The organism is Bacillus sp. YKCMOAS1, from assembly GCF_030268125.1.
Taxonomy (GTDB): Bacteria; Bacillota; Bacilli; order Bacillales; family Bacillaceae; genus Bacillus; species Bacillus safensis.
This window is the reverse complement of record NZ_BSEI01000001.1, coordinates 245,921-264,657: the sequence shown is the minus strand read 5'-3', so window position 1 is coordinate 264,657 and position 18,737 is coordinate 245,921. Positions and strand designations below refer to the sequence as shown.

The window sequence follows — 18,737 nt, the reverse complement described above, 5'->3', positions numbered from 1 at the left end:
CTCCCTCAATTTAAGCAAAAAGTAGTGAAAAAATGAGGGGGCACGAACAGGTAACGCCTGAAATTTTACAAAAAACCTCCAATCAATTCAAAATCACATCTTCCCATTTGAGACTTCCTCATATATAGTAAGATTAGACTAGTTCTAAATGACTGAAATTGGGGCGTTTACATGGATTCGATTGTTTTACATTTTATTGTGATCATGAGTGTTTCTGGCATTCTGTCCGTGATATTATCAATCATTGCTCATGCAAACCGCCATCGGTATATTGGCTGTCAATTGTTTATGTACATGTCTGGAGCAACTGCGATTTATATCTTTGGGCATACGTTTGAATTATTGGCTCGTACCCCTGGAGAAATCATGTTCTGGGTTTGTTTTCAATACATAGGTCTTCCGTTTATCGCACCGCTCAGTCTGCTGATTGTGCTGCAATTTACGGGATTCCATCAATATTTCACAAAGCGCCGCGTGCTTCTCATCTTATTGATTCCAACTCTCACAACCATTTTAGTGTTCACCAACTCTTTACATTCGCTCTTTTATCGAGACATCACGATAAATCCAGTAGATGGTTTTTTATTGGCTGATTTTACGATTGGCTATTGGTATATCATCCATGGCGTTTATACGTTTGGCTGTTCGATGCTCGCTATTTTTATGCTGGTTTGGTTTTTACGTGTCACAAAAAAAGAATATTTAAAGCAGATTCTGATACTGTTAGTGGGAATGTTATTACCCATTATGACTTCTTTTATCTATTTATTAGGTGTCACTCCTTTTCATATTGATCCGGTCCCTGTGGTGATGTTTTTGACTAACGCACTCTATTTATGGGCGATTATGTCGTTCCAGCTTTTTAAAATCTCTCCCATTGCAATGGAGCGTGTGTTTGAGCATATGTCTGAAGGGGTTCTGATTTTAGATCGATATCGGACACTCATTGATTACAACCCCGCTGCAGCATCGATCATTCCGACACTTGCGAATAAAAAGGGGATTGGCTATAAAGTCGACGATATTTTCTCAGGAATCATCAAAGATTCAGCGTTCATTCAGTGGCTGCGCTCTCCGCAGGATCATTCGCAATATGATCTAATGTGGAAAAAGGAAAAAGACCAGTCCTGCTATTATCATCTGACCGCTTCGTCTCTATTTAATAAAAGAGGAGAGATCGAGGGCAGGCAAATAGTGATCAGTGATGTAACAGAGCAGCGTTTGCTGCAGGAAGAGCTGGAACGTCGTGCGTATATCGATGGTTTGACGAATATTTTCAATCGTTCTTCTTTCATCGAACGAACGCAGCTGATTTTGGAAGAGGATGTACAGGATACGGCGGTTATGCTGTTTGATATTGATTTCTTTAAACAAATTAATGACACACACGGACATCATATTGGAGATGAAGCGCTGCGTCATGTTGTCTCTATTTGTCAGGAGCATTTACAAATGGATGATTTATTTGGACGATATGGGGGAGAAGAGTTTGCCATTTGTCTGCCGCATCAGTCATTTAAAGAGGCATGTCATATCGCGGAACAAATAAGACATTCGTTTGAAGCGAGTTTCTTTACGAATGATGAGGAAAAAGTGCGAGTGACAGCGAGCTTTGGAATTGCTCATACAGCCAATGATCCTTGTGTATTAGAAACACTTCTATTTGAAGCGGATCAGGCCTTGTATATGTCAAAACGCCAAGGACGGAACCGGATTTATGCATCAACTGGAAAGGGTCATGTGCTGTATCAAGAGCAGGATCTCCCGAATTGACTGTTGTCCCGACATTCGATATGATAAACATAACATTTGAACGGTTTCCTAAAGGGGAGTAGCTTTTACGGTCTGGTCGTCATTACAGAAACATTCGTTGTTTCTCGGCCATTCCGGCATGAACAATGTTAGCCAGACCTTTGCCTATCACACATGAGGCAAAGGTCTGGCTATTTTTAAGGTCTTTTTGCATCTGTGTGATAGAGAAGCGGAACAAATGATGCTTTTAATCCTATAGATGAAAGGATGATCGATCTTGAAAAAATATGTGCTGGCTTTCCTATTTTCCGCAACGCTTGTATTAAGCGGGTGCTCCGGCTTGCTTGATCAGGTCAACGATACAACGACATATGTCACTGAGGCAAATGACTATGTGACAGACATTCAACAATTTACAGAGGACTTTCCAAAACTCGCTGAAGAAGCTGTGCAAAATGCCGCCAAAAAAGCAGAATTAACGCAGCAGCTTGAATCATTGAAGTCAGATATTCAAGATTTTAATGAAGTCACAGCGCCAAAAATGGCAGAAGACCTGCATGCACAAATCATTGAAAAAAATAAAGTGCTGTCAGAGGAAATCCAAACGTATTTACAGCAATTGAAAGCAGGCGATATTGATGCTGCCTCCATACTGGAGGATCAGCAGGGATTGATGAAACAGCTTCAACAATCCGTCAATCTTTTGCAGGATATCGAACAATTAACAAATTAGGACAAACATAGCTTTATATGCGATGCTCAGCATATCTTTGCCTTTTCCGGTGGAGATATGCTTTAATTTAGGTAATGACAAGTCATAATAGAAAAAGGTGATCACATGACAGAACATGAAGAACGACATATGGCTTCGCCAAGAGCCGAGAAGGAAAAAGACCAATTGATCAATCGCTTGAAACGAGTGGAAGGACAAGTTCGCGGGATTCAACAAATGATTGAAAACGATCGTTACTGTATAGATGTTGTGAATCAAATTTCCGCAGTCAATGCGGCTTTGAAAAAAGTCAGTCTGCATTTGATGGAAAAGCATACACATCATTGCGTAGCAGATGCTATCAAGAGCGGCAATGGGGATGAAGCCATTGAAGAGTTAATGACGGTCTTTACGAAACTAACAAAATCGTAGCATTTATGTTTACATTGATACCCTACTAGGGTATAGTAAGTTGTAGAAAATGATTGATGGAGGCGATGAGAAGTGGAACAAGCAACACTTCAAGTGCAGGGCATGTCTTGCGGACATTGCGTGAAAGCAGTCGAAGGAAATGTAGGAGAATTAGCAGGTGTTGAATCTGTAAAAGTCCATTTAGACAAAGGACAGGTGGAGGTTTCATTTCACCCGGATCAAGTCACGTTACACCGTATCTCTGATGTGATTGAAGAACAGGGATATGATGTCGTATAAATGAACATACGTGCTGCATGACAGCACGTCTTTTTTTCAAAAAATAATACCCCCATGGAGTATGTGGAGAGGTGAGATCAATGAAAAAGGAAATTGATTTTCAAATTACGGGGATGACTTGTGCTGCCTGTGCAGGCCGCATCGAAAAGGGATTGAACAGGCTGGAAGGTGTGGAGGATGCCAGTGTGAATTTGGCGCTTGAAACTTCCCATATCATCTACGAATCAGAGCAGTTAACACCAGATGATTTGAAGCGAAAAGTTCAATCTCTTGGCTATGATGTGGTGATGGAGCAAGCAGAATTTGATATCGAGGGAATGACGTGTGCGGCTTGTGCAAACCGAATCGAGAAAAAAATTAACCGAATGGACGGTGTCGATCACGGGTCTGTAAACTTTGCGCTTGAGACACTTCAGGTCACATATCATCCGGGCCAAATGTCTACAAATGATATAAAAAATGCAGTGCAGTCTATAGGGTATTCTTTAATTGAACCAGCCGTAGATCAAGCAGAGGAAGGAAAGAAAGATCACCGCCAAGCAGCAATAGAGAAGCAGACGGCACGCTTTTTATTCTCAATGATTTTGTCACTGCCGCTTCTTTGGGCAATGGTCAGTCATTTTTCTTTCACATCCTTTATATGGCTGCCTGAAGCGTTCATGAATCCATGGGTTCAGCTGGCGTTAGCAGCGCCTGTGCAGTTTATTGTCGGCTGGCCATTTTATGTAGGCGCGTATAAGGCTTTAAGAAACAAAAGCGCCAATATGGATGTTCTTGTCGCACTTGGGACATCTGCCGCGTTTTTCTATAGTTTATATGAAAGCATCGAGTCAGCGATTCGAGGCACACATGAGGCAGCCCTCTATTATGAAACAAGTGCTGTCCTCATTACATTGATCGTGCTCGGAAAATTAATGGAAGCAAGAGCAAAAGGAAGATCATCAGAAGCGATTCAAAAGCTGATGGGCTTACAAGCGAAAGAAGCAGTTATCGAGCGAGATGGCAAACAGATGACTGTGCCTATTTCTGACGTGAAAGTGAATGATCTTGTGTTTGTCAAACCCGGGGAAAAAGTGCCGGTAGATGGAGAGATCATAGAGGGGACAACCGCAATAGATGAGTCCATGATTACAGGAGAAAGTCTGCCTATCGATAAAACAACAGGAGATATGGTCATCGGGGCAACGATGAATAAAAATGGATTTATCAAAATAAAAGCGACAAAAGTCGGAAAAGAGACGGCGCTTGCCCAGATTATCCGAGTCGTAGAACAAGCGCAGGGCTCAAAAGCACCGATTCAAAGAATGGCAGATCAAATATCAGGGATATTTGTTCCCATCGTTGTAGGAATTGCTGTGCTCACATTCCTCATATGGTTTTTCTTTGTCGACCCTGGGAATGTGACGTCAGCACTTGAAACCTTTATAGCCGTCATTGTTATCGCATGTCCATGTGCGCTCGGACTTGCTACACCTACCTCTATTATGGCTGGCAGCGGCCGTGCGGCTGAATCAGGCATTCTGTTTAAAGGCGGAGAGCATTTAGAAGTGACTCAATCACTCGACACGGTGGTGTTAGATAAAACAGGTACTGTGACAAAAGGAGAGCCAAGTCTGACAGATGTGCTGGCATATGCCAGTTGGACAGAAGATACGCTGCTGCAGCTAGCAGGATCGGCAGAACAGCAGTCGGAACACCCGCTTGCCAGGGCGATCACAGACGGTATGAAGGAACAAGGTCTTGAAGCGGTCGAGGTTGAAGCATTCCAAGCAGATCCAGGTCATGGAATTGAAGCAAAGGCAGCAGGACACAAGCTTTTGATTGGAACGCGTAAGCTATTACAGAAACATCATATCCCATATGAGCAAGTCGAATCATCCGTCACAACGCTGGAGGAGCAAGGAAAAACGGCTATGCTTGTCGCGATTGACGGCGAAGTCGCTGGCATTGTCGCGGTCGCAGATACGATCAAATCATCCTCTCCTCAAGCCATCGCTCGTCTGAAAGAGCAGGGGATTCATGTTGTGATGATGACAGGTGATAATAAACTAACAGCAGAGGCGATTGCGAAACAGGCGGGCATTGATCATGTCATTGCTGAAGTGCTGCCTGAAGAAAAAGCGGCTCATATTGCAGCGCTTCAGAAACAAGGAAAAAAAGTCGCTATGGTCGGAGACGGTATCAATGATGCCCCAGCTCTTGCAACAGCGAATATTGGGATGGCTGTGGGAACAGGGACAGACGTTGCCATGGAAGCAGCAGATATTACGCTTATGACGGGGGATCTCCATGCGATTGCAGATGCGCTGGAATTTAGTCAAAAAACAATGAGAAACATTAAGCAAAATTTATTTTGGGCGCTTGCCTATAACTGTATTGGGATACCGATCGCTGCATTTGGTTTCCTTGCGCCATGGCTTGCAGGAGCGGCAATGGCCTTTAGCTCCGTGTCCGTTGTGTTGAATGCGCTCAGATTGCAGCGATTGAAGCCAGTCAGAGAAGGAGTGGCAGAATGAAGCTGAATGTCAAATGGGTTTGGACGATTAGTGCATTGTTCTATGTTGTTCTTGTCCTCATTGGATATGCGATGTACGATAGATTTTCTACACAACAAGATACACCAAGTGAACAGATGCAAAATCATTAAGACTTCGCCAAAAGCGAAGTCTTTTTTTAACAATATTGTGGAAAAACCCACCTTTTTAAAGATTTTTCATAAAAAATTCACTTCTTTTTGTTCCTTTTTGTCGTTTTTTGTAGGTTCGTCGTTAAGATGCGATTAAGCAACAAAGAAAGCGTTATCAAAAAAAGGGGGTTCACGTATGAAAAAGTTAGGGTTAGCTTCTCAAATACTCATTGCACTTGTTCTGGGTGTTGTCGTGGGAGCGCTGTTTTATCAAAATGAAACCGTTATTAATGTGTTAACGCCGATTGGCGATATATTCATCCATTTAATTAAAATGATCGTTCTTCCAATTGTTATTGCTGCATTGATTGTAGCAGTTGCAGGTGTAGGGGATATGAAAACGATCGGAAGACTCGGCGGAAAAACAATTCTTTACTTCGAGATTGTGACAACGATTGCATTAGCAGTTGGACTGCTTGCAGCAAACGTCTTCCATCCTGGTACAGGAATTGACATGAGCAACATGGAGAAAGGCGATATCTCTAAATATGAAGAGACATCTAAGGCTTCTTCTGAAAAAGCGACTTTCTCTGAAACGTTGGTTCATCTTGTACCAACAAACGTTTTCCAATCTATTGCAGAAGGTGATCTATTACCAACCATCTTCTTTACAGTCTTATTCGGATTAGGAATTGCCGCAGTAGGAGACAAAGGAAAACCAGTATTAGGATTCTTTGAGGGTATACTCGAAGCCATGTTCTGGGTGACCAATAAAGTGATGAAGTTTGCACCATTTGGTGTATTCGCGCTCATCAGTGTGACGGTGATCAAATTCGGGGTCGGAGCGCTTCTCCCGCTAGGTAAACTGGTACTTGTCGTTTACGGTACAATGGCATTCTTCGTCATTGTTGTACTTGGCATTATTGCTAAAATGGCTGGAACAAGCGTCTTTACACTATTTAGAGTATTAAAAGAAGAAATCATTCTTGCATTCTCAACAGCAAGTTCAGAAGCTGTACTGCCTAGATTAATGGACAAAATGGAGAAGTTCGGCTGCCCGAAAGCGATCACGTCGTTCGTTATTCCAACAGGCTATACCTTTAACCTAGATGGAAGTGCCATCTATCAATCCATTGCTGCGATATTTGTTGCACAAATGTACGGCATGCCGCTTTCCATCTATGAGCAAATTACGTTACTATTAATTTTAATGCTGACATCTAAAGGAATGGCTGGTGTACCAGGTGCATCGATCGTTGTTGTCATCACAACTCTTGGTGCTATGGGACTGCCGCTTGAAGGACTTGCCTTCATCGTTGGGATCGACCGACTTCTTGACATGGTTCGTACAACAGTGAACGTATTTGGTAACTCACTTGCAGCCATTGTCATGTCTAAGTGGGAAAAAGTATTTGATCAAGAGAAATCGAAGAAGTATATTGAGGAATTGAAACAACAAACAAAAGCAGCGTAAAAAAGGAGATCTTTTCAAATGACGAAGCTACAGGACAAGCAAGTTCGAATCGAACGAGACTTTCTAGGTGAAAAGGAAGTAGACACTCAAGCATATTATGGAATTCAAACATTACGTGCAGTGGAGAACTTTCCAATTACAGGCTACCGTATTCATGAGGAACTCATCAAAGCATTAGGGATTGTCAAAAAGGCAGCCGCACTTGCAAATATGGATACACAGCGACTATATTCTGGCCTTGGAGAAAAAATTGTTGAAGCCGCAGATGAGGTCATCGAAGGAAAATGGAACAATCAATTTATTGTCGATCCAATTCAAGGCGGGGCTGGCACTTCAATGAATATGAATGCCAATGAAGTCATTGCAAACAGAGCGCTTGAACTACTAGGAAAGGAAAAAGGCGCTTATACTGAGCTAAGTCCAAACACGCATGTGAACATGTCGCAGTCAACAAACGACGTTTTCCCAACAGCGATTCATATTTCAACATTGAATATGATTGAAAAACTACTTTATACGATGGAAAACATGCATCAAGTCATGACCGAAAAAGCGCAGGAATTCGATCATGTCATCAAAATGGGACGTACGCATCTTCAGGACGCTGTTCCAATCAGACTTGGACAAGAGTTTAGTGCGTATGCAAAAGTTCTTGCTCGTGATATTAAACGTATCAAGCAGTCTAGACAGCATTTATATGAAGTCAATATGGGTGCAACAGCAGTCGGAACTGGATTGAATGCAGATCCTAAATATATTCGCCAAGTGGTTGGCTATCTATCTGATATTAGCGGATTACCGTTAGTTGGTGCTGAAGACTTAGTCGATGCAACGCAAAATACAGATGCTTATACAGAAGTATCTGCTGCGCTTAAAGTATGTATGATGAATATGTCCAAAATGGCGAACGATATTCGTCTGATGGCTTCTGGTCCAAGAGCAGGCTTTGGTGAGCTTCACTTGCCGCCGAGACAGCCAGGTTCATCTATCATGCCAGGGAAAGTCAACCCAGTTATGCCTGAGGTCATGAACCAAGTGGCTTTCCAAGTCATTGGGAACGATCACACAATCTGTCTTGCATCAGAGGCTGGCCAGCTTGAACTGAACGTTATGGAACCAGTGTTGGTGTTCAACCTGCTTCAATCTCTCAGCATGATGAAAAATGTATTCGAGTCCTTCGTGGACAACTGCTTGCGTGACCTAAAAGCAGATGAATCTAGATTAAAAGAATATGTAGAAAAGAGTGCCGGTGTCATGACGGCGGTGAACCCGCATATTGGTTATGAAGCGGCTGCACGAATTGCAAGAGAAGCCATCCTTACAGGCGCATCTGTACGTGAGCTTTGTCTGCAAAATGATGTGTTAACAGAGGAAGAGCTTGATGTCATCTTAAATCCTTTTGAAATGACAAAACCAGGTATTGCTGGCGCATCACTTTTAGAAAAAGATCGTTTAGAAGATTAAGCGGCATCATGAGAAGCGCACACCGGCAAAGTTCCGGTGTGCGTTTTTTCATGAAGGTTTGTTTTTCTTAAGCTCACATAGTATACTATCGTCAATTATTAGGGATGTGACTGCGTTTGAATCTACTGAAAAAATGGCTGAATACAGAGCCTTATTTAATTGTGCTGCTCATTGTACTGACGCCGATTGGCGGAGAGTTTAAATTTTATCCATTTGAGGACAGCTTTCGGGTCAGCTTTGGAACCGTTGTCTTTTTCTTTATCCTGCTTCAAATGAAAAGATTCCCTGCATGGGCAAGCGGCATCATCGCTGGGATATCTGTTTTTGCGTTTCGCGTGCTGCTTGATACAGCCGTGACAGGGCATCTTCCGCTGGAAGAGGCGGTTTCATTAAGATTTCCTTCCTTGCTTTATTATGTTGTCTATGGCACACTCTTTTATTTATTGAAGGTCAGACGTTTCCGTGATCAGCCTTGGCTGATTGGAGCAACAGGCATCATCATGGAGCTGTGCGCAAGCATTGTTGAGATCATCGCACTTCGAGGCACCATGGATGAAATTTTAACGGTGCGGACGCTGTTTCAACTATTTGTTTTGGCGATTTTCAGAAGCTTTTTCGTGTTGGCTTGTTATACAATGATTCGCTTATATGAAGAGCAGGCGAGAGAGCGTCAGATGAAAAAGGAAAAGGAACATCTGCTGATGCTCCTGTCCAACCTTTACACGGAATCTACATATTTTCATAAAACACTTGCACATGCTGAGCACATTACGGCTACATCCTATCAATTGTATCAATCTCTTCACCACGCAAAGGATGCGGAATCATTGGATTTGAAAAAGCTCGGTAAAACCGCCTTGCAAATTGCAGGAGAGGTGCATGAAATCAAAAAAGATAACCAGCGGATTTTTTCTGCCTTATCAAAGCTGATTCATGAGGAAAATTTCCAGGCTTATGAGAGTCCTTCTCATATCGCTGGGCTTGTCATTCGCATTCATGAAAATTATGCTGAATCTCTTAAAAAAAACATTGTCTTTCATTATGATGAAGATGGGCAACACCCCGCCTATCACGTGTATACCATTCTATCTTTGTTAAATAACATCGTATCCAACGCTGTTGAAGCCATTCCTGTAGATGGAGAAGTGTCACTTTCTATTTCACAGAAAGAGAACCAGGTGATTTTTCAAATCAGCGACAACGGGCCTGGCATAAAAGAACGTAATCATCATGTTATTTTTAAACCGGGTTTCACTTTAAAATACGACCAGGTTGGGAATCCATCGAGCGGTATCGGGCTTGCGTATGTAAAGGATACAGCGGAGAAGCTTGGCGGAAGTGTTGAGATGAAGAGTATCCCAAATAAGCAAACGATTTTCACATTAACGATACCAGTAGATCAAGTCAGTAGAAAAGAGGGGATTGGGAGATGAGATTTTTTATTGTTGATGATGATGAAGCCGTTCGTTCTTCACTGGCTCAGCTCATTGAAGATGAAGAGCTTGGTATTGTGGCCGGAGAAGCAGAGGATGGCGCAGAGTTAACAGCCAGCTACTTAAATGATTTGCACATTGATATTTTATGTATTGATTTATTGATGCCGGAAAGAGACGGGCTTGAAACGATTCGAGCAATCAAGGATGAGTTTCACGGGAAATATTTAATGCTGTCACAGGTTGAAACAAAGGAATTAATCGGACAGGCGTATACGCTTGGCGTCGAGTATTATGTGACAAAGCCGATCAATCGTGTAGAGGTCTTAAGCGTCCTCCATCTCATGATTGAACGTCTTCATTTAGAGCATTCAATTGAAAATATTCAGCACTCACTTAAATCGGTCATGCAATTTCAGCAGCGCGGTCAGACGAAAACGAAGCAGCGGGGGAAAAGTCTTGCAGAGGCAGGGCAGTTTTTGCTGGCGGAGCTTGGTATTGTTGGTGAGAAGGGGTCTAAAGATTTATTAGATATGATCCTGTTTACAGACCAGTATTTAGCGCTGCATGCTGATCATCACGATTCCTTTCCTTCTTTAAAGATCATTTTCACTGGGATTACGGAGGATAAATTAAGTGAGCCATACACATCGGCAGACATCGCAAGAGAAGCAAAGGCAGCCGAACAGCGGGTAAGACGTGCGATCAACCAATCATTGAAACACATCGCATCACTTGGGCTAACCGATTTTTCCCATCCAACATTTGAAAATTACGCATCAAAATTTTTCGATTTCACCATCGTGCGAAAGAAAATGAGTGAATTGACGAAAGAGATGAGCGGAAGAGAAGAACACACCCGTATCAATGTGAAGAAATTTGTGCAGGTGCTTTACTACGAAGCAAAACGTATTTTTATGGAAGATTAAAAAAGACATGCTCTCCAATTAGGGAGACATGTCTTTTTTTGTGATGGATTGCAGGTGCATTTGCAGCACGGAGCGTATGAGCTGAGGAGGTAACCGATGAGGCTGTACAATTCCATTCAATGCAAGCCCATTGATAACCGCATAAAGCCGCTCAGTTTCTAATAAAAGATCGATATCATCTAGCAGCAGCCCATCCTCTTTCAATTTCATTAAACAATATTGGGCGGTTTGGAAAAGTTCGTCATACATCTTTGCATTGAGCGGCTGTAGATCTGGTTCAGTCAGTGCCTTGACTGAAAAAGCCTGCCACACCTCCATTTCAAATTTTCGTTCTTCATCAAGTGGAAGAACTTGCTCCAATAAAGTGATGACATTTTCCTCCGTTGAACCGTTTAATGGAAGCCCTGTAATCCGCTCCTTGACTCTTTCCTGAATTAAATTCATGGAGAATATAAACAACTCTTGCTGTGTGGAAAAATAATGACGCATAGAGCCGGCTGAAATTCCAGCTTCTACTGCTATTTTTCGTACAGAAGCGCTTTCCAATCCCTCTTGTTTAATCACTCTCATTGCAGCTTGAGCGACCTTTTGTTTTTGTTTATGGTGATCGACGATTTTTGGCATACATTGATTTTAGCATAGCTGTTGTTTTTTTAACACATCTGTGTTATTTTTTATTTAATACAATTGTATTAAAAAGGATGTGGGGAAATTGGTCGGGTTATTGATTGTGGCATGTGAAATTGGTTTTTGGCTGTTTATTTTAATGGGTTTAACGCTTCGTTATGTGTTTAAACAGAAAAAGTGGGGTGCTTTCTTTCTTGTCTGTACGCCGGTTTTAGATCTCATCCTTCTTGCGGCTACTTATATAGATTTAAGACAGGGTGCTGTGGCGACTTTCATCCACGGGCTTGCGGCTGTTTATATTGGTGTGAGTCTGGCCTTTGGACATCAAATGGTGAAATGGGCAGATGCTAAGTTTGCTTATCGTTTTGCAGGAGGCCCTAAGCCAAAGGGAAAACCAAAGTACGGTAAAGAGCGGTCTATGTATGAAATGGTCGGCTGGGCTCGGCATGTCATTTCTTATGTCATCGGAGCGGGGCTGTTATATGGTTTGACCTATCTCATCCAAGCACCAGAGCGGACGGAAGCGCTGACGCAGCTTGTCAATACATGGGGAATGATCTTAGCCATTGATTTTGTCATTAGCATCAGCTACGTCATTTGGCCGAAAAAACACCCAGAAAATATAGCAGGCTGACAAAAAAGACAGGCGGATTCACTCCACCTGTCTTTCCTTATGATGACAACCCTTTGTAAATGGTGTCAATATTCCATTTCATCATCTTATAGTAGCTGTCTCCATCTTCACCTTTTTTTCCAATAGAGTCAGTGAAGACTTTCCCTTTGATTGGAACCCCGGTTTCCTCAGAGAGGCTTTCAAGGCTTCGTTTATCAACACTTGTTTCAAGAAAGAGAGCAGGAACTTGATGATCTTTTACAAAATGAATGATGCGCTTCATTTGTCCTGGTGTTCCTTCACTTTCTGTGTTGATCTCCCAAATGTAGCCGGCTTTCAGTCCATACGCCTCTGCAAAATACTTGAATGCTCCTTCACTTGTGACAAGGAGCTTTTTGTCTTTTGGCAGCTGATCAAACTTGTCTTTTGCTTCATCGTGAAGCGCTTGAAGCTTTTTGATATAGGCTTCTGCATTTTTTTCGTAATCCTCTTTATGCTCAGGGTCCGCTTGAATGAGCGCATCTCGAGCATTTTGGGCATAAAGGATCCCATTTTCAACATTCAGCCATGCGTGGGGGTCCTGCTGGCTTTCGAGCCCTTTTGAAGACAAATGCTTCACTTTGACGCCTTTACTCAGCTCGGCTACAGGTGCATCATCCCCGTCCTTGCCGCTCGATTCAAGCAGCTTTTGAAACCAGCCGTTTCCTGTTTCAAGGTTCAAGCCATTATATAGAACAAGGTCTGCATCCGTCGTATATTGAACATCCTTTGGCAGTGGGTCAAATTCGTGTGGGTCTGTACCAATGGGAACAATGCTGTGAATAGAGACATGCTGCCCGCCTACTTCCTTCACAATGTCATAAAGAATGGAGTAGGTCGTGACAACTTTTAATGTGCCGTCATCTTTACCGGAATTACTTTGCTGGGTCGAACAGCCTGCGATGATCATAAGGGCAATGAATACTGCGGTCAAACGGATTGCAAATACCTTCTTCATATATGTCCTCCTTTTACATAGACGCTTCCTTTTTTAAGTGCGTTCGTTTTCGTTTAGATTTTAATGATCTCCATAGAATGCCTTGCTTTGGTGAAAAGATAAAGGCACTGCCGAATAAAATGGTGGCGACCAGCACGATGGAAGCACCAGATGACAAGTTATACGTAAAGCTAAGCCCTAGGCCTATGACAGCAGAAACAGCACCGAAAAAAGCAGATAAATAAATCATGATCCAGAGCCGGTCAGTCAAGAGATAAGCGGTGGCTGCCGGCGTGATCAGCATGGCAACGACAAGAATAATCCCAACAGTTTGCAGTGATGCAACGGTTACAAGGGTCAATAAGGTCATGAGAAAATAATGAATCAAGCGATTTGGTAAACCGTAAACCGAAGAAATCACCGGATCAAATGAACTAATGAGCAGTTCTTTGTAGAAAACGATGACGGCTAGCAAAATAAATATACCGATGCCAAGTGTAATCCACATATCAGATGACCGAACAGCTAGTACGTTTCCAAATAGAATATGATATAGGTCACTTGAACTTTTCAAAAATGTGATCAAAATAATCCCGATTGAGAAAAAGGCTGTAAAGACAATGCCGATGGCTGAATCATTTTTTATGCGGCTGTTTTGACTTACGTAACCGATCCCAATCGCTGTTAACACGCCAGTTAAAACGGCACCGAAGAAAAAGTTAATTCCAAGCATATAAGAGATGGCGACACCTGGCAGTACGGCGTGTGAAATGGCGTCTCCCATCAGGGCCATGCCGCGTAAAATGATAAAGCAGCCGATAACGCCGCAAATGATGCCTACCATGACGGATGTAAATAGCGCTTTTTGTAAAAAAGCATATTCAAAGAGTCCGGTTAAAAATTCCATTACACGTCTCCTCCTGCTGATTTTAAGAATGGCAGCTGTGTTTCATATGCTTCCAGCATGATCTCTGGGCGAAGGATGTCGTGTACAGGCCCTGCTTTGATGAGTTTTTTATTTAACAGAACAAGATGGCTGAAATAATCATCTGCTTTACTCAAATCGTGATGGACAACCAAAATGGTTTTCCCTTCATCTCGTAATTCCTTCAAAATGCTCACCATCGTTTCTTCACTTGCCATATCAATCCCGACAAACGGTTCATCCAAACAGAAGAGCTGTGCGTTTTGAGCAAGTGCCCTTGCAAGGAAGACACGCTGCTGCTGCCCGCCGGATAACTCACCGATTTGTCTTTTGGCAAAGTCCTGCATCCCGACTTTTTCTAAACAGTGGTACGCATATGCCCGGTCTTCTTTTTTTGGACGTTTCATTAGTCCGAGCTTCGGATATGTTCCAAGTAGTACGGTATCCAGTACATGAATGGGAAACGTCCAATCTAAATCATTTCTCTGTGGTACATAGGCGATCTGTTTTCTCACTTGTTTAAAGGGCTGTTCAAAAAAACGAATATCCCCTTGGTCTTTTTCAATTAAATCCAAACATGCCTTGAGTAACGTCGATTTACCAGCACCATTTGGACCGATGATTCCTGTCATTGTCCCTTCCTGTATGGAAAGAGAGACGTTCTCTAATGCATCCTGTCCGTGATATGAGACATGAAGACGGTCGATTGTTAAAGCATTTGACATCTCTTGCGGCCCCTTTCAATCATCATTGCACTTCCTAAAGATATATGCATAAAATAAATAATTTTGACTAAAGGATGAAATGATTCCCTAATGCTAATTTGTTTCCTAAGGGAAACTTTTATTTTATTCTAAGCGTCTGTCCTTCTTTTGTAAAGAGAAAAACTGAAAACGATCGTTTTTATGTTATGCGGGGAGCAGGGGACATGAGCTTGATTTATTGAAAATCCGTATGACAGAATCGGACACAAAAAAACCAATTATTTCTTCATAAATGATTGACAGAAGACAAGAACTCCTCATATAATAAAGGTAATCCAATATATGAATATATGCTCATATATAAAGTTTTTGATTTTTAATAGGTTTCATCGATCCAGGGAACGTTACTTATCATATAGAAAAAAGGTGAGAACATGAAAAAAATGAAGGATGAATACGTATTAAACGGTCTTGATTGTGGAAACTGTGCACGTAAAATTGAAACAGGTGTCAGCAAAATGGATGGCGTTGAAGCTTGTTCCGTTAATTTTGCGACAGGGACATTGACTGTCACACATGCAGATAAGCAAGAAACGATGTCAAAGCGTATTGAAAAAACGGTTCAGTCCATCGAACCTCATGTGAGTGTATCACCAAAAGAAGAAGGCCATCATCACGATCATGATCATGGGACAAAGAATTTAAAAGCGATTGTGCTGAAATTAATTGGCGGTGCAGTCATTGGAACAGCAGCTTATTTTATACCAGAAGATGGCTTACTAAAATTCATCACGTTTTTCGCAGCTTATTTACTAGTCGGCGGTGATGTGGTTTTTAAAGCACTGAAAAATATCGTGCGCGGCCAAGTATTTGATGAGAACTTCTTAATGACCATTGCAACAGCTGGCGCTTTTGTGATTCAGCAATATCCAGAGGCACTGGCAGTGATGCTGTTTTACCAAATTGGAGAGCTGTTCCAAGGGGCAGCAGTGAATCGTTCAAGACGATCCATTAGTGAATTAATGAATATTCGCCCTGAATATGCGAATCTCAAAGTAGGAAATGAAACGAAAAAAGTGAAGCCGGAAGAAGTAAAAGTCGGTGATCGTATCGTCGTGAAACCGGGCGAAAAAATTCCACTCGATGGCCTCGTCATTGAAGGCTTTTCACTCGTGGATACCTCCGCATTAACAGGGGAGTCTGTGCCGCGGGATGTAGAAGCAGGGAAGGAAGTTCTTGCAGGGTTTGTGAATCAAAACGGGATTCTTGAAATTGAAGTGCAAAAAGGTCTAAGCGAATCGGCAGTGACGAAAATTTTAGACTTGGTTGAGAATGCGAGCAGCCGAAAAGCACAGACAGAAAACTTTATCACAAAGTTTGCAAAATACTACACACCGGCTGTTGTTGTATTGGCATTACTGCTTGCCTTTGTGCCACCGCTTCTCATTCCATCAGCACAATTGTCTGACTGGGTTTACCGGGCACTCGTTTTCCTTGTTATTTCATGTCCGTGTGCGCTTGTCGTATCCATCCCATTAGGATTCTTCGGGGGAATTGGGGCAGCATCTAAACGAGGCATCCTTGTAAAAGGCAGTAACTATTTAGAAGCACTGAACTCTGTGAGCTATGCTGTATTTGATAAGACGGGCACACTCACAAAAGGAAACTTTACAGTGACCAATATCGTGACAACTAGCGAAAAGTGGTCAGAAGAGGAGTTGCTTTCTTTTGCAGCTTTAGCAGAAGCTCATTCTTCACATCCGATTGCTGAATCAATTAAAGCAGCATATGGTTCGCCGCTTGACGAAAGCCAGATTGAAGCATATGAGGATATTGCAGGACATGGAATTAAAGCGACCATCAGTGGTTCACAAGTCTTAGCGGGAAATCACCGCTTGATGGAACGAGAAGGCATTTCATATGAAAAAGAAAAACGAAGCGGAACGGTTGTGTACATGGCGATTAACGGTGAGTTTGCCGGATCGATCTTGATTGCAGATGAGTTGAAGGATGATGCAATTGAAGCCGTCTCAGCTCTAAAAGCGTCTGGCATTCAAACTGTCATGCTGACTGGTGATGCCAAGCAAGTCGGAACAGCGGTCGCTCAGCAAATTGGTATAGATGAAGTGCATGCAGAATTATTACCGCAGGATAAAGTAGCAAAATTAGAAGAAATTGATCAGAAAAAAGCGCCTCAAGAAAAATTATTATTTGTTGGGGATGGCATTAATGATACACCGGTATTAGCAAGAGCAGACATAGGTATTGCGATGGGCGGACTTGGTTCAGATGCAGCGGTAGAAGCGGCCGATATCGTCATTATGACAGACCAGCCGTCAAAAGTTGCAGAAGCCATCGCTGTCGCTAAACGAACAAGAAGAATTGTATGGCAGAACATTGCATTTGCTCTTGGGGTTAAAGGGGTTTTCCTATTACTCGGTGCATTTGGTATTGCGACCATGTGGGAAGCCGTCTTCTCGGATGTTGGTGTGACTGTACTCGCTGTTTTAAATGCCATGAGGGTGATGAAATAAAATTGTAAGGAAAAATTCATGAATACCATCTTTCATATTGAATCCTCTCTTGTTAAAATAGAAGAAGTTGGATAATGGCATTATTCTAAGCTATTATCCTTTTTCTTTTTTTTAGGAATGAAAAAGATAAGGTAGGTGCTTATGTGAGTAAAAAAAATAATCAATCTTCATCCATTAAATTTGCTGTCATTTTAACCATCATTGCAGCTCTTCTCATCGGTCTATTTGTTGTGATTGGGAATAAAAACAGCGAAGAAGCTCAAACAGTTGACAGTAAACCTTCTATTAAAGGTCAGCCTGTTATGGGAGATAAAAATGCAGCCGTGCAAATTGTCGAGTTTGGGGATTATAAATGTCCTTCATGTAAATCATTTGAAACAGACATTTTCCCAAAGCTGAAAGCGGACTACATAGATAAAGGCGATGTATCATTTTCGTTTATTAACTTACCACTTCCTGTTCATGGAGATGGCGCTGTATTAGCAGCACTAGCTTCTGAAGAAGTATGGAAAGAAGATCCGAAAAACTTTTGGGCATTTCATGAAGCTGTCTATCAAGCACAGCCAGATAGTGAAGCAGAATGGGTTACGCCTGCTAAGCTGACGGAGCTAGCGAAAAAGACAACAAAAATAGATACGGACAAGCTTAAAGATAACCTATCAAAGAAAACATATCAGCCGCAGCTGAACACAGACGATCAGCTTGTGAACCAATATAAAGTGAATGCAACACCAACTCTTTTCATTAACAATAAACAAGTCCAAAACTTTTATGACTATGATGAAATTAAAGAATTAATTGATCAAGAGCTCAAAGGGAAAAAATCATGAAGAATAAGCTTGTTTACTTATACAGTGCTTGGATCGTCTCTATCGTTGCGACGATGAGCAGCCTGTATTTAAGTGAAGTAAAAAAGTTTATCCCATGCGATATGTGCTGGTTTCAGCGCATTTTCATGTACCCGCTTGTGCTTTTACTTGGAATTGCGACATTCAGAGGCGATGTCAAAATAAAATATTATGTCCTGCCTTTGGCTGTGATAGGCGCTTGTTTTTCTATTTATCATTATATGGAACAAAAGATACCTGGCTTTGCATCGATTCGCCCTTGCCTGAGCGGTATTCCTTGTTCTGTTGATTATTTGAACTGGTTTGGTTTTATCACGATTCCACTACTAGCCCTTATTGCATTTATTCTCATCATCATTAGTATGCTGCTGTTAAATGCAAAAGAAGATTGAAAGAGATAGCCTGCTAC

General features: G+C 42.0%; 18 protein-coding genes. 14 read left to right on the top strand and 4 right to left on the bottom strand.

Annotation, left to right across the window (positions count from 1 at the left end):
• Positions 1-171 precede the first annotated feature (171 nt).
• From QSJ46_RS01415 to QSJ46_RS01370, 10 genes are all read left to right on the top strand, one after another.
• Positions 172-1,773, top strand: coding sequence for a histidine kinase N-terminal 7TM domain-containing diguanylate cyclase (locus tag QSJ46_RS01415; RefSeq protein ID WP_224929504.1), 1,602 nt, complete (start codon positions 172-174; stop codon positions 1,771-1,773).
• 256 nt (positions 1,774-2,029) lie between these two features.
• Positions 2,030-2,485: a DUF6376 family protein gene (locus QSJ46_RS01410; RefSeq protein WP_285604175.1), complete on the top strand. Its 456-nt coding sequence runs from the start codon at positions 2,030-2,032 to the stop codon at positions 2,483-2,485.
• 105 nt (positions 2,486-2,590) lie between these two features.
• A complete protein-coding gene (locus QSJ46_RS01405; protein WP_012011272.1) occupies positions 2,591-2,896 on the top strand; it encodes a metal-sensing transcriptional repressor in 306 nt (101 codons plus the stop codon).
• A 72-nt stretch (positions 2,897-2,968) separates the two neighbouring features.
• Entirely contained in the window at positions 2,969-3,175 is a 207-nt protein-coding gene (gene copZ / locus QSJ46_RS01400) for a copper chaperone CopZ (RefSeq protein WP_024423475.1), read from the top strand.
• Between the two features lie 80 nt (positions 3,176-3,255).
• Positions 3,256-5,691, top strand: a complete 2,436-nt coding sequence (locus QSJ46_RS01395) for a heavy metal translocating P-type ATPase (RefSeq protein WP_285604174.1) — start codon at positions 3,256-3,258, stop codon at positions 5,689-5,691.
• The gene (locus QSJ46_RS01390; RefSeq protein ID WP_258182560.1) at positions 5,688-5,822 is read left to right on the top strand and encodes a hypothetical protein; all 135 of its coding nucleotides are present in this window, start codon (positions 5,688-5,690) and stop codon (positions 5,820-5,822) included. Before QSJ46_RS01395 ends, QSJ46_RS01390 begins: the two co-directional genes overlap by 4 nt.
• A 175-nt stretch (positions 5,823-5,997) precedes the next feature.
• Positions 5,998-7,275, top strand: a complete 1,278-nt coding sequence (locus QSJ46_RS01385; RefSeq protein WP_039181428.1) for a cation:dicarboxylate symporter family transporter — start codon at positions 5,998-6,000, stop codon at positions 7,273-7,275.
• A gap of 18 nt (positions 7,276-7,293) precedes the next feature.
• On the top strand, positions 7,294-8,739 hold the full coding sequence (aspA, locus tag QSJ46_RS01380; RefSeq protein WP_039181426.1) for an aspartate ammonia-lyase: 1,446 nt from the start codon (positions 7,294-7,296) through the stop codon (positions 8,737-8,739).
• A gap of 116 nt (positions 8,740-8,855) precedes the next feature.
• Entirely contained in the window at positions 8,856-10,172 is a 1,317-nt protein-coding gene (locus QSJ46_RS01375; protein ID WP_047202381.1) for a sensor histidine kinase, read from the top strand.
• A complete protein-coding gene (locus QSJ46_RS01370) occupies positions 10,169-11,101 on the top strand; it encodes a response regulator (protein WP_034280916.1) in 933 nt (310 codons plus the stop codon). The genes QSJ46_RS01375 and QSJ46_RS01370 overlap by 4 nt, the downstream gene beginning before the upstream one ends.
• 18 nt (positions 11,102-11,119) lie before the next feature.
• Here the strand turns inward: QSJ46_RS01370 and QSJ46_RS01365 are convergent, their stop codons facing one another.
• Positions 11,120-11,725, bottom strand: coding sequence for a TetR/AcrR family transcriptional regulator (locus QSJ46_RS01365; protein ID WP_047202382.1), 606 nt, complete (start codon positions 11,723-11,725; stop codon positions 11,120-11,122).
• Between the two features lie 88 nt (positions 11,726-11,813).
• Between QSJ46_RS01365 and QSJ46_RS01360 the strand changes: the two genes are divergently transcribed.
• On the top strand, positions 11,814-12,362 hold the full coding sequence (locus QSJ46_RS01360; protein ID WP_047202383.1) for a hypothetical protein: 549 nt from the start codon (positions 11,814-11,816) through the stop codon (positions 12,360-12,362).
• A gap of 37 nt (positions 12,363-12,399) precedes the next feature.
• On the opposite strand, the gene QSJ46_RS01355 is transcribed toward QSJ46_RS01360, so the two are convergent.
• Genes QSJ46_RS01355 through QSJ46_RS01345 form a run of 3 tightly spaced genes read right to left on the bottom strand, consistent with a single transcriptional unit; the run spans position 12,400 to position 14,967 of the window.
• Positions 12,400-13,338 carry a metal ABC transporter substrate-binding protein gene (locus QSJ46_RS01355; protein ID WP_039181414.1) on the bottom strand — a complete coding sequence of 313 codons (939 nt, stop codon included), beginning with the start codon at positions 13,336-13,338 and terminating at the stop codon, positions 12,400-12,402.
• A gap of 13 nt (positions 13,339-13,351) precedes the next feature.
• The gene (locus QSJ46_RS01350; RefSeq protein WP_047202384.1) at positions 13,352-14,224 is read right to left on the bottom strand and encodes a metal ABC transporter permease; all 873 of its coding nucleotides are present in this window, start codon (positions 14,222-14,224) and stop codon (positions 13,352-13,354) included.
• Positions 14,224-14,967, bottom strand: a complete 744-nt coding sequence (locus QSJ46_RS01345) for a metal ABC transporter ATP-binding protein (RefSeq protein WP_047202385.1) — start codon at positions 14,965-14,967, stop codon at positions 14,224-14,226. Before QSJ46_RS01345 ends, QSJ46_RS01350 begins: the two co-directional genes overlap by 1 nt.
• 413 nt (positions 14,968-15,380) lie before the next feature.
• Between QSJ46_RS01345 and QSJ46_RS01340 the strand changes: the two genes are divergently transcribed.
• From QSJ46_RS01340 to QSJ46_RS01330, 3 genes are all read left to right on the top strand, one after another.
• A complete protein-coding gene (locus tag QSJ46_RS01340; protein WP_212039689.1) occupies positions 15,381-17,480 on the top strand; it encodes a heavy metal translocating P-type ATPase in 2,100 nt (699 codons plus the stop codon).
• Between the two features lie 143 nt (positions 17,481-17,623).
• Entirely contained in the window at positions 17,624-18,310 is a 687-nt protein-coding gene (locus tag QSJ46_RS01335; protein WP_107163172.1) for a DsbA family protein, read from the top strand.
• Positions 18,307-18,720: a disulfide oxidoreductase gene (locus tag QSJ46_RS01330; RefSeq protein ID WP_047202387.1), complete on the top strand. Its 414-nt coding sequence runs from the start codon at positions 18,307-18,309 to the stop codon at positions 18,718-18,720. Before QSJ46_RS01335 ends, QSJ46_RS01330 begins: the two co-directional genes overlap by 4 nt.
• Positions 18,721-18,737 lie beyond the last annotated feature (17 nt).

Coding starts and splice junctions, on each gene's coding strand:
- QSJ46_RS01415 (WP_224929504.1), top strand. CDS start 172: ATGGATTCGATTGTTTTACATTTTATTGTGATCATGAGTGTTTCTGGC.
- QSJ46_RS01405 (WP_012011272.1), top strand. CDS start 2,591: ATGACAGAACATGAAGAACGACATATGGCTTCGCCAAGAGCCGAGAAG.
- QSJ46_RS01395 (WP_285604174.1), top strand. CDS start 3,256: ATGAAAAAGGAAATTGATTTTCAAATTACGGGGATGACTTGTGCTGCC.
- QSJ46_RS01390 (WP_258182560.1), top strand. CDS start 5,688: ATGAAGCTGAATGTCAAATGGGTTTGGACGATTAGTGCATTGTTCTAT.
- QSJ46_RS01385 (WP_039181428.1), top strand. CDS start 5,998: ATGAAAAAGTTAGGGTTAGCTTCTCAAATACTCATTGCACTTGTTCTG.
- aspA (WP_039181426.1), top strand. CDS start 7,294: ATGACGAAGCTACAGGACAAGCAAGTTCGAATCGAACGAGACTTTCTA.
- QSJ46_RS01370 (WP_034280916.1), top strand. CDS start 10,169: ATGAGATTTTTTATTGTTGATGATGATGAAGCCGTTCGTTCTTCACTG.
- QSJ46_RS01365 (WP_047202382.1), bottom strand. CDS start 11,725: ATGCCAAAAATCGTCGATCACCATAAACAAAAACAAAAGGTCGCTCAA.
- QSJ46_RS01355 (WP_039181414.1), bottom strand. CDS start 13,338: ATGAAGAAGGTATTTGCAATCCGTTTGACCGCAGTATTCATTGCCCTT.
- QSJ46_RS01350 (WP_047202384.1), bottom strand. CDS start 14,224: ATGGAATTTTTAACCGGACTCTTTGAATATGCTTTTTTACAAAAAGCG.
- QSJ46_RS01345 (WP_047202385.1), bottom strand. CDS start 14,967: ATGTCAAATGCTTTAACAATCGACCGTCTTCATGTCTCATATCACGGA.
- QSJ46_RS01340 (WP_212039689.1), top strand. CDS start 15,381: ATGAAAAAAATGAAGGATGAATACGTATTAAACGGTCTTGATTGTGGA.
- QSJ46_RS01330 (WP_047202387.1), top strand. CDS start 18,307: ATGAAGAATAAGCTTGTTTACTTATACAGTGCTTGGATCGTCTCTATC.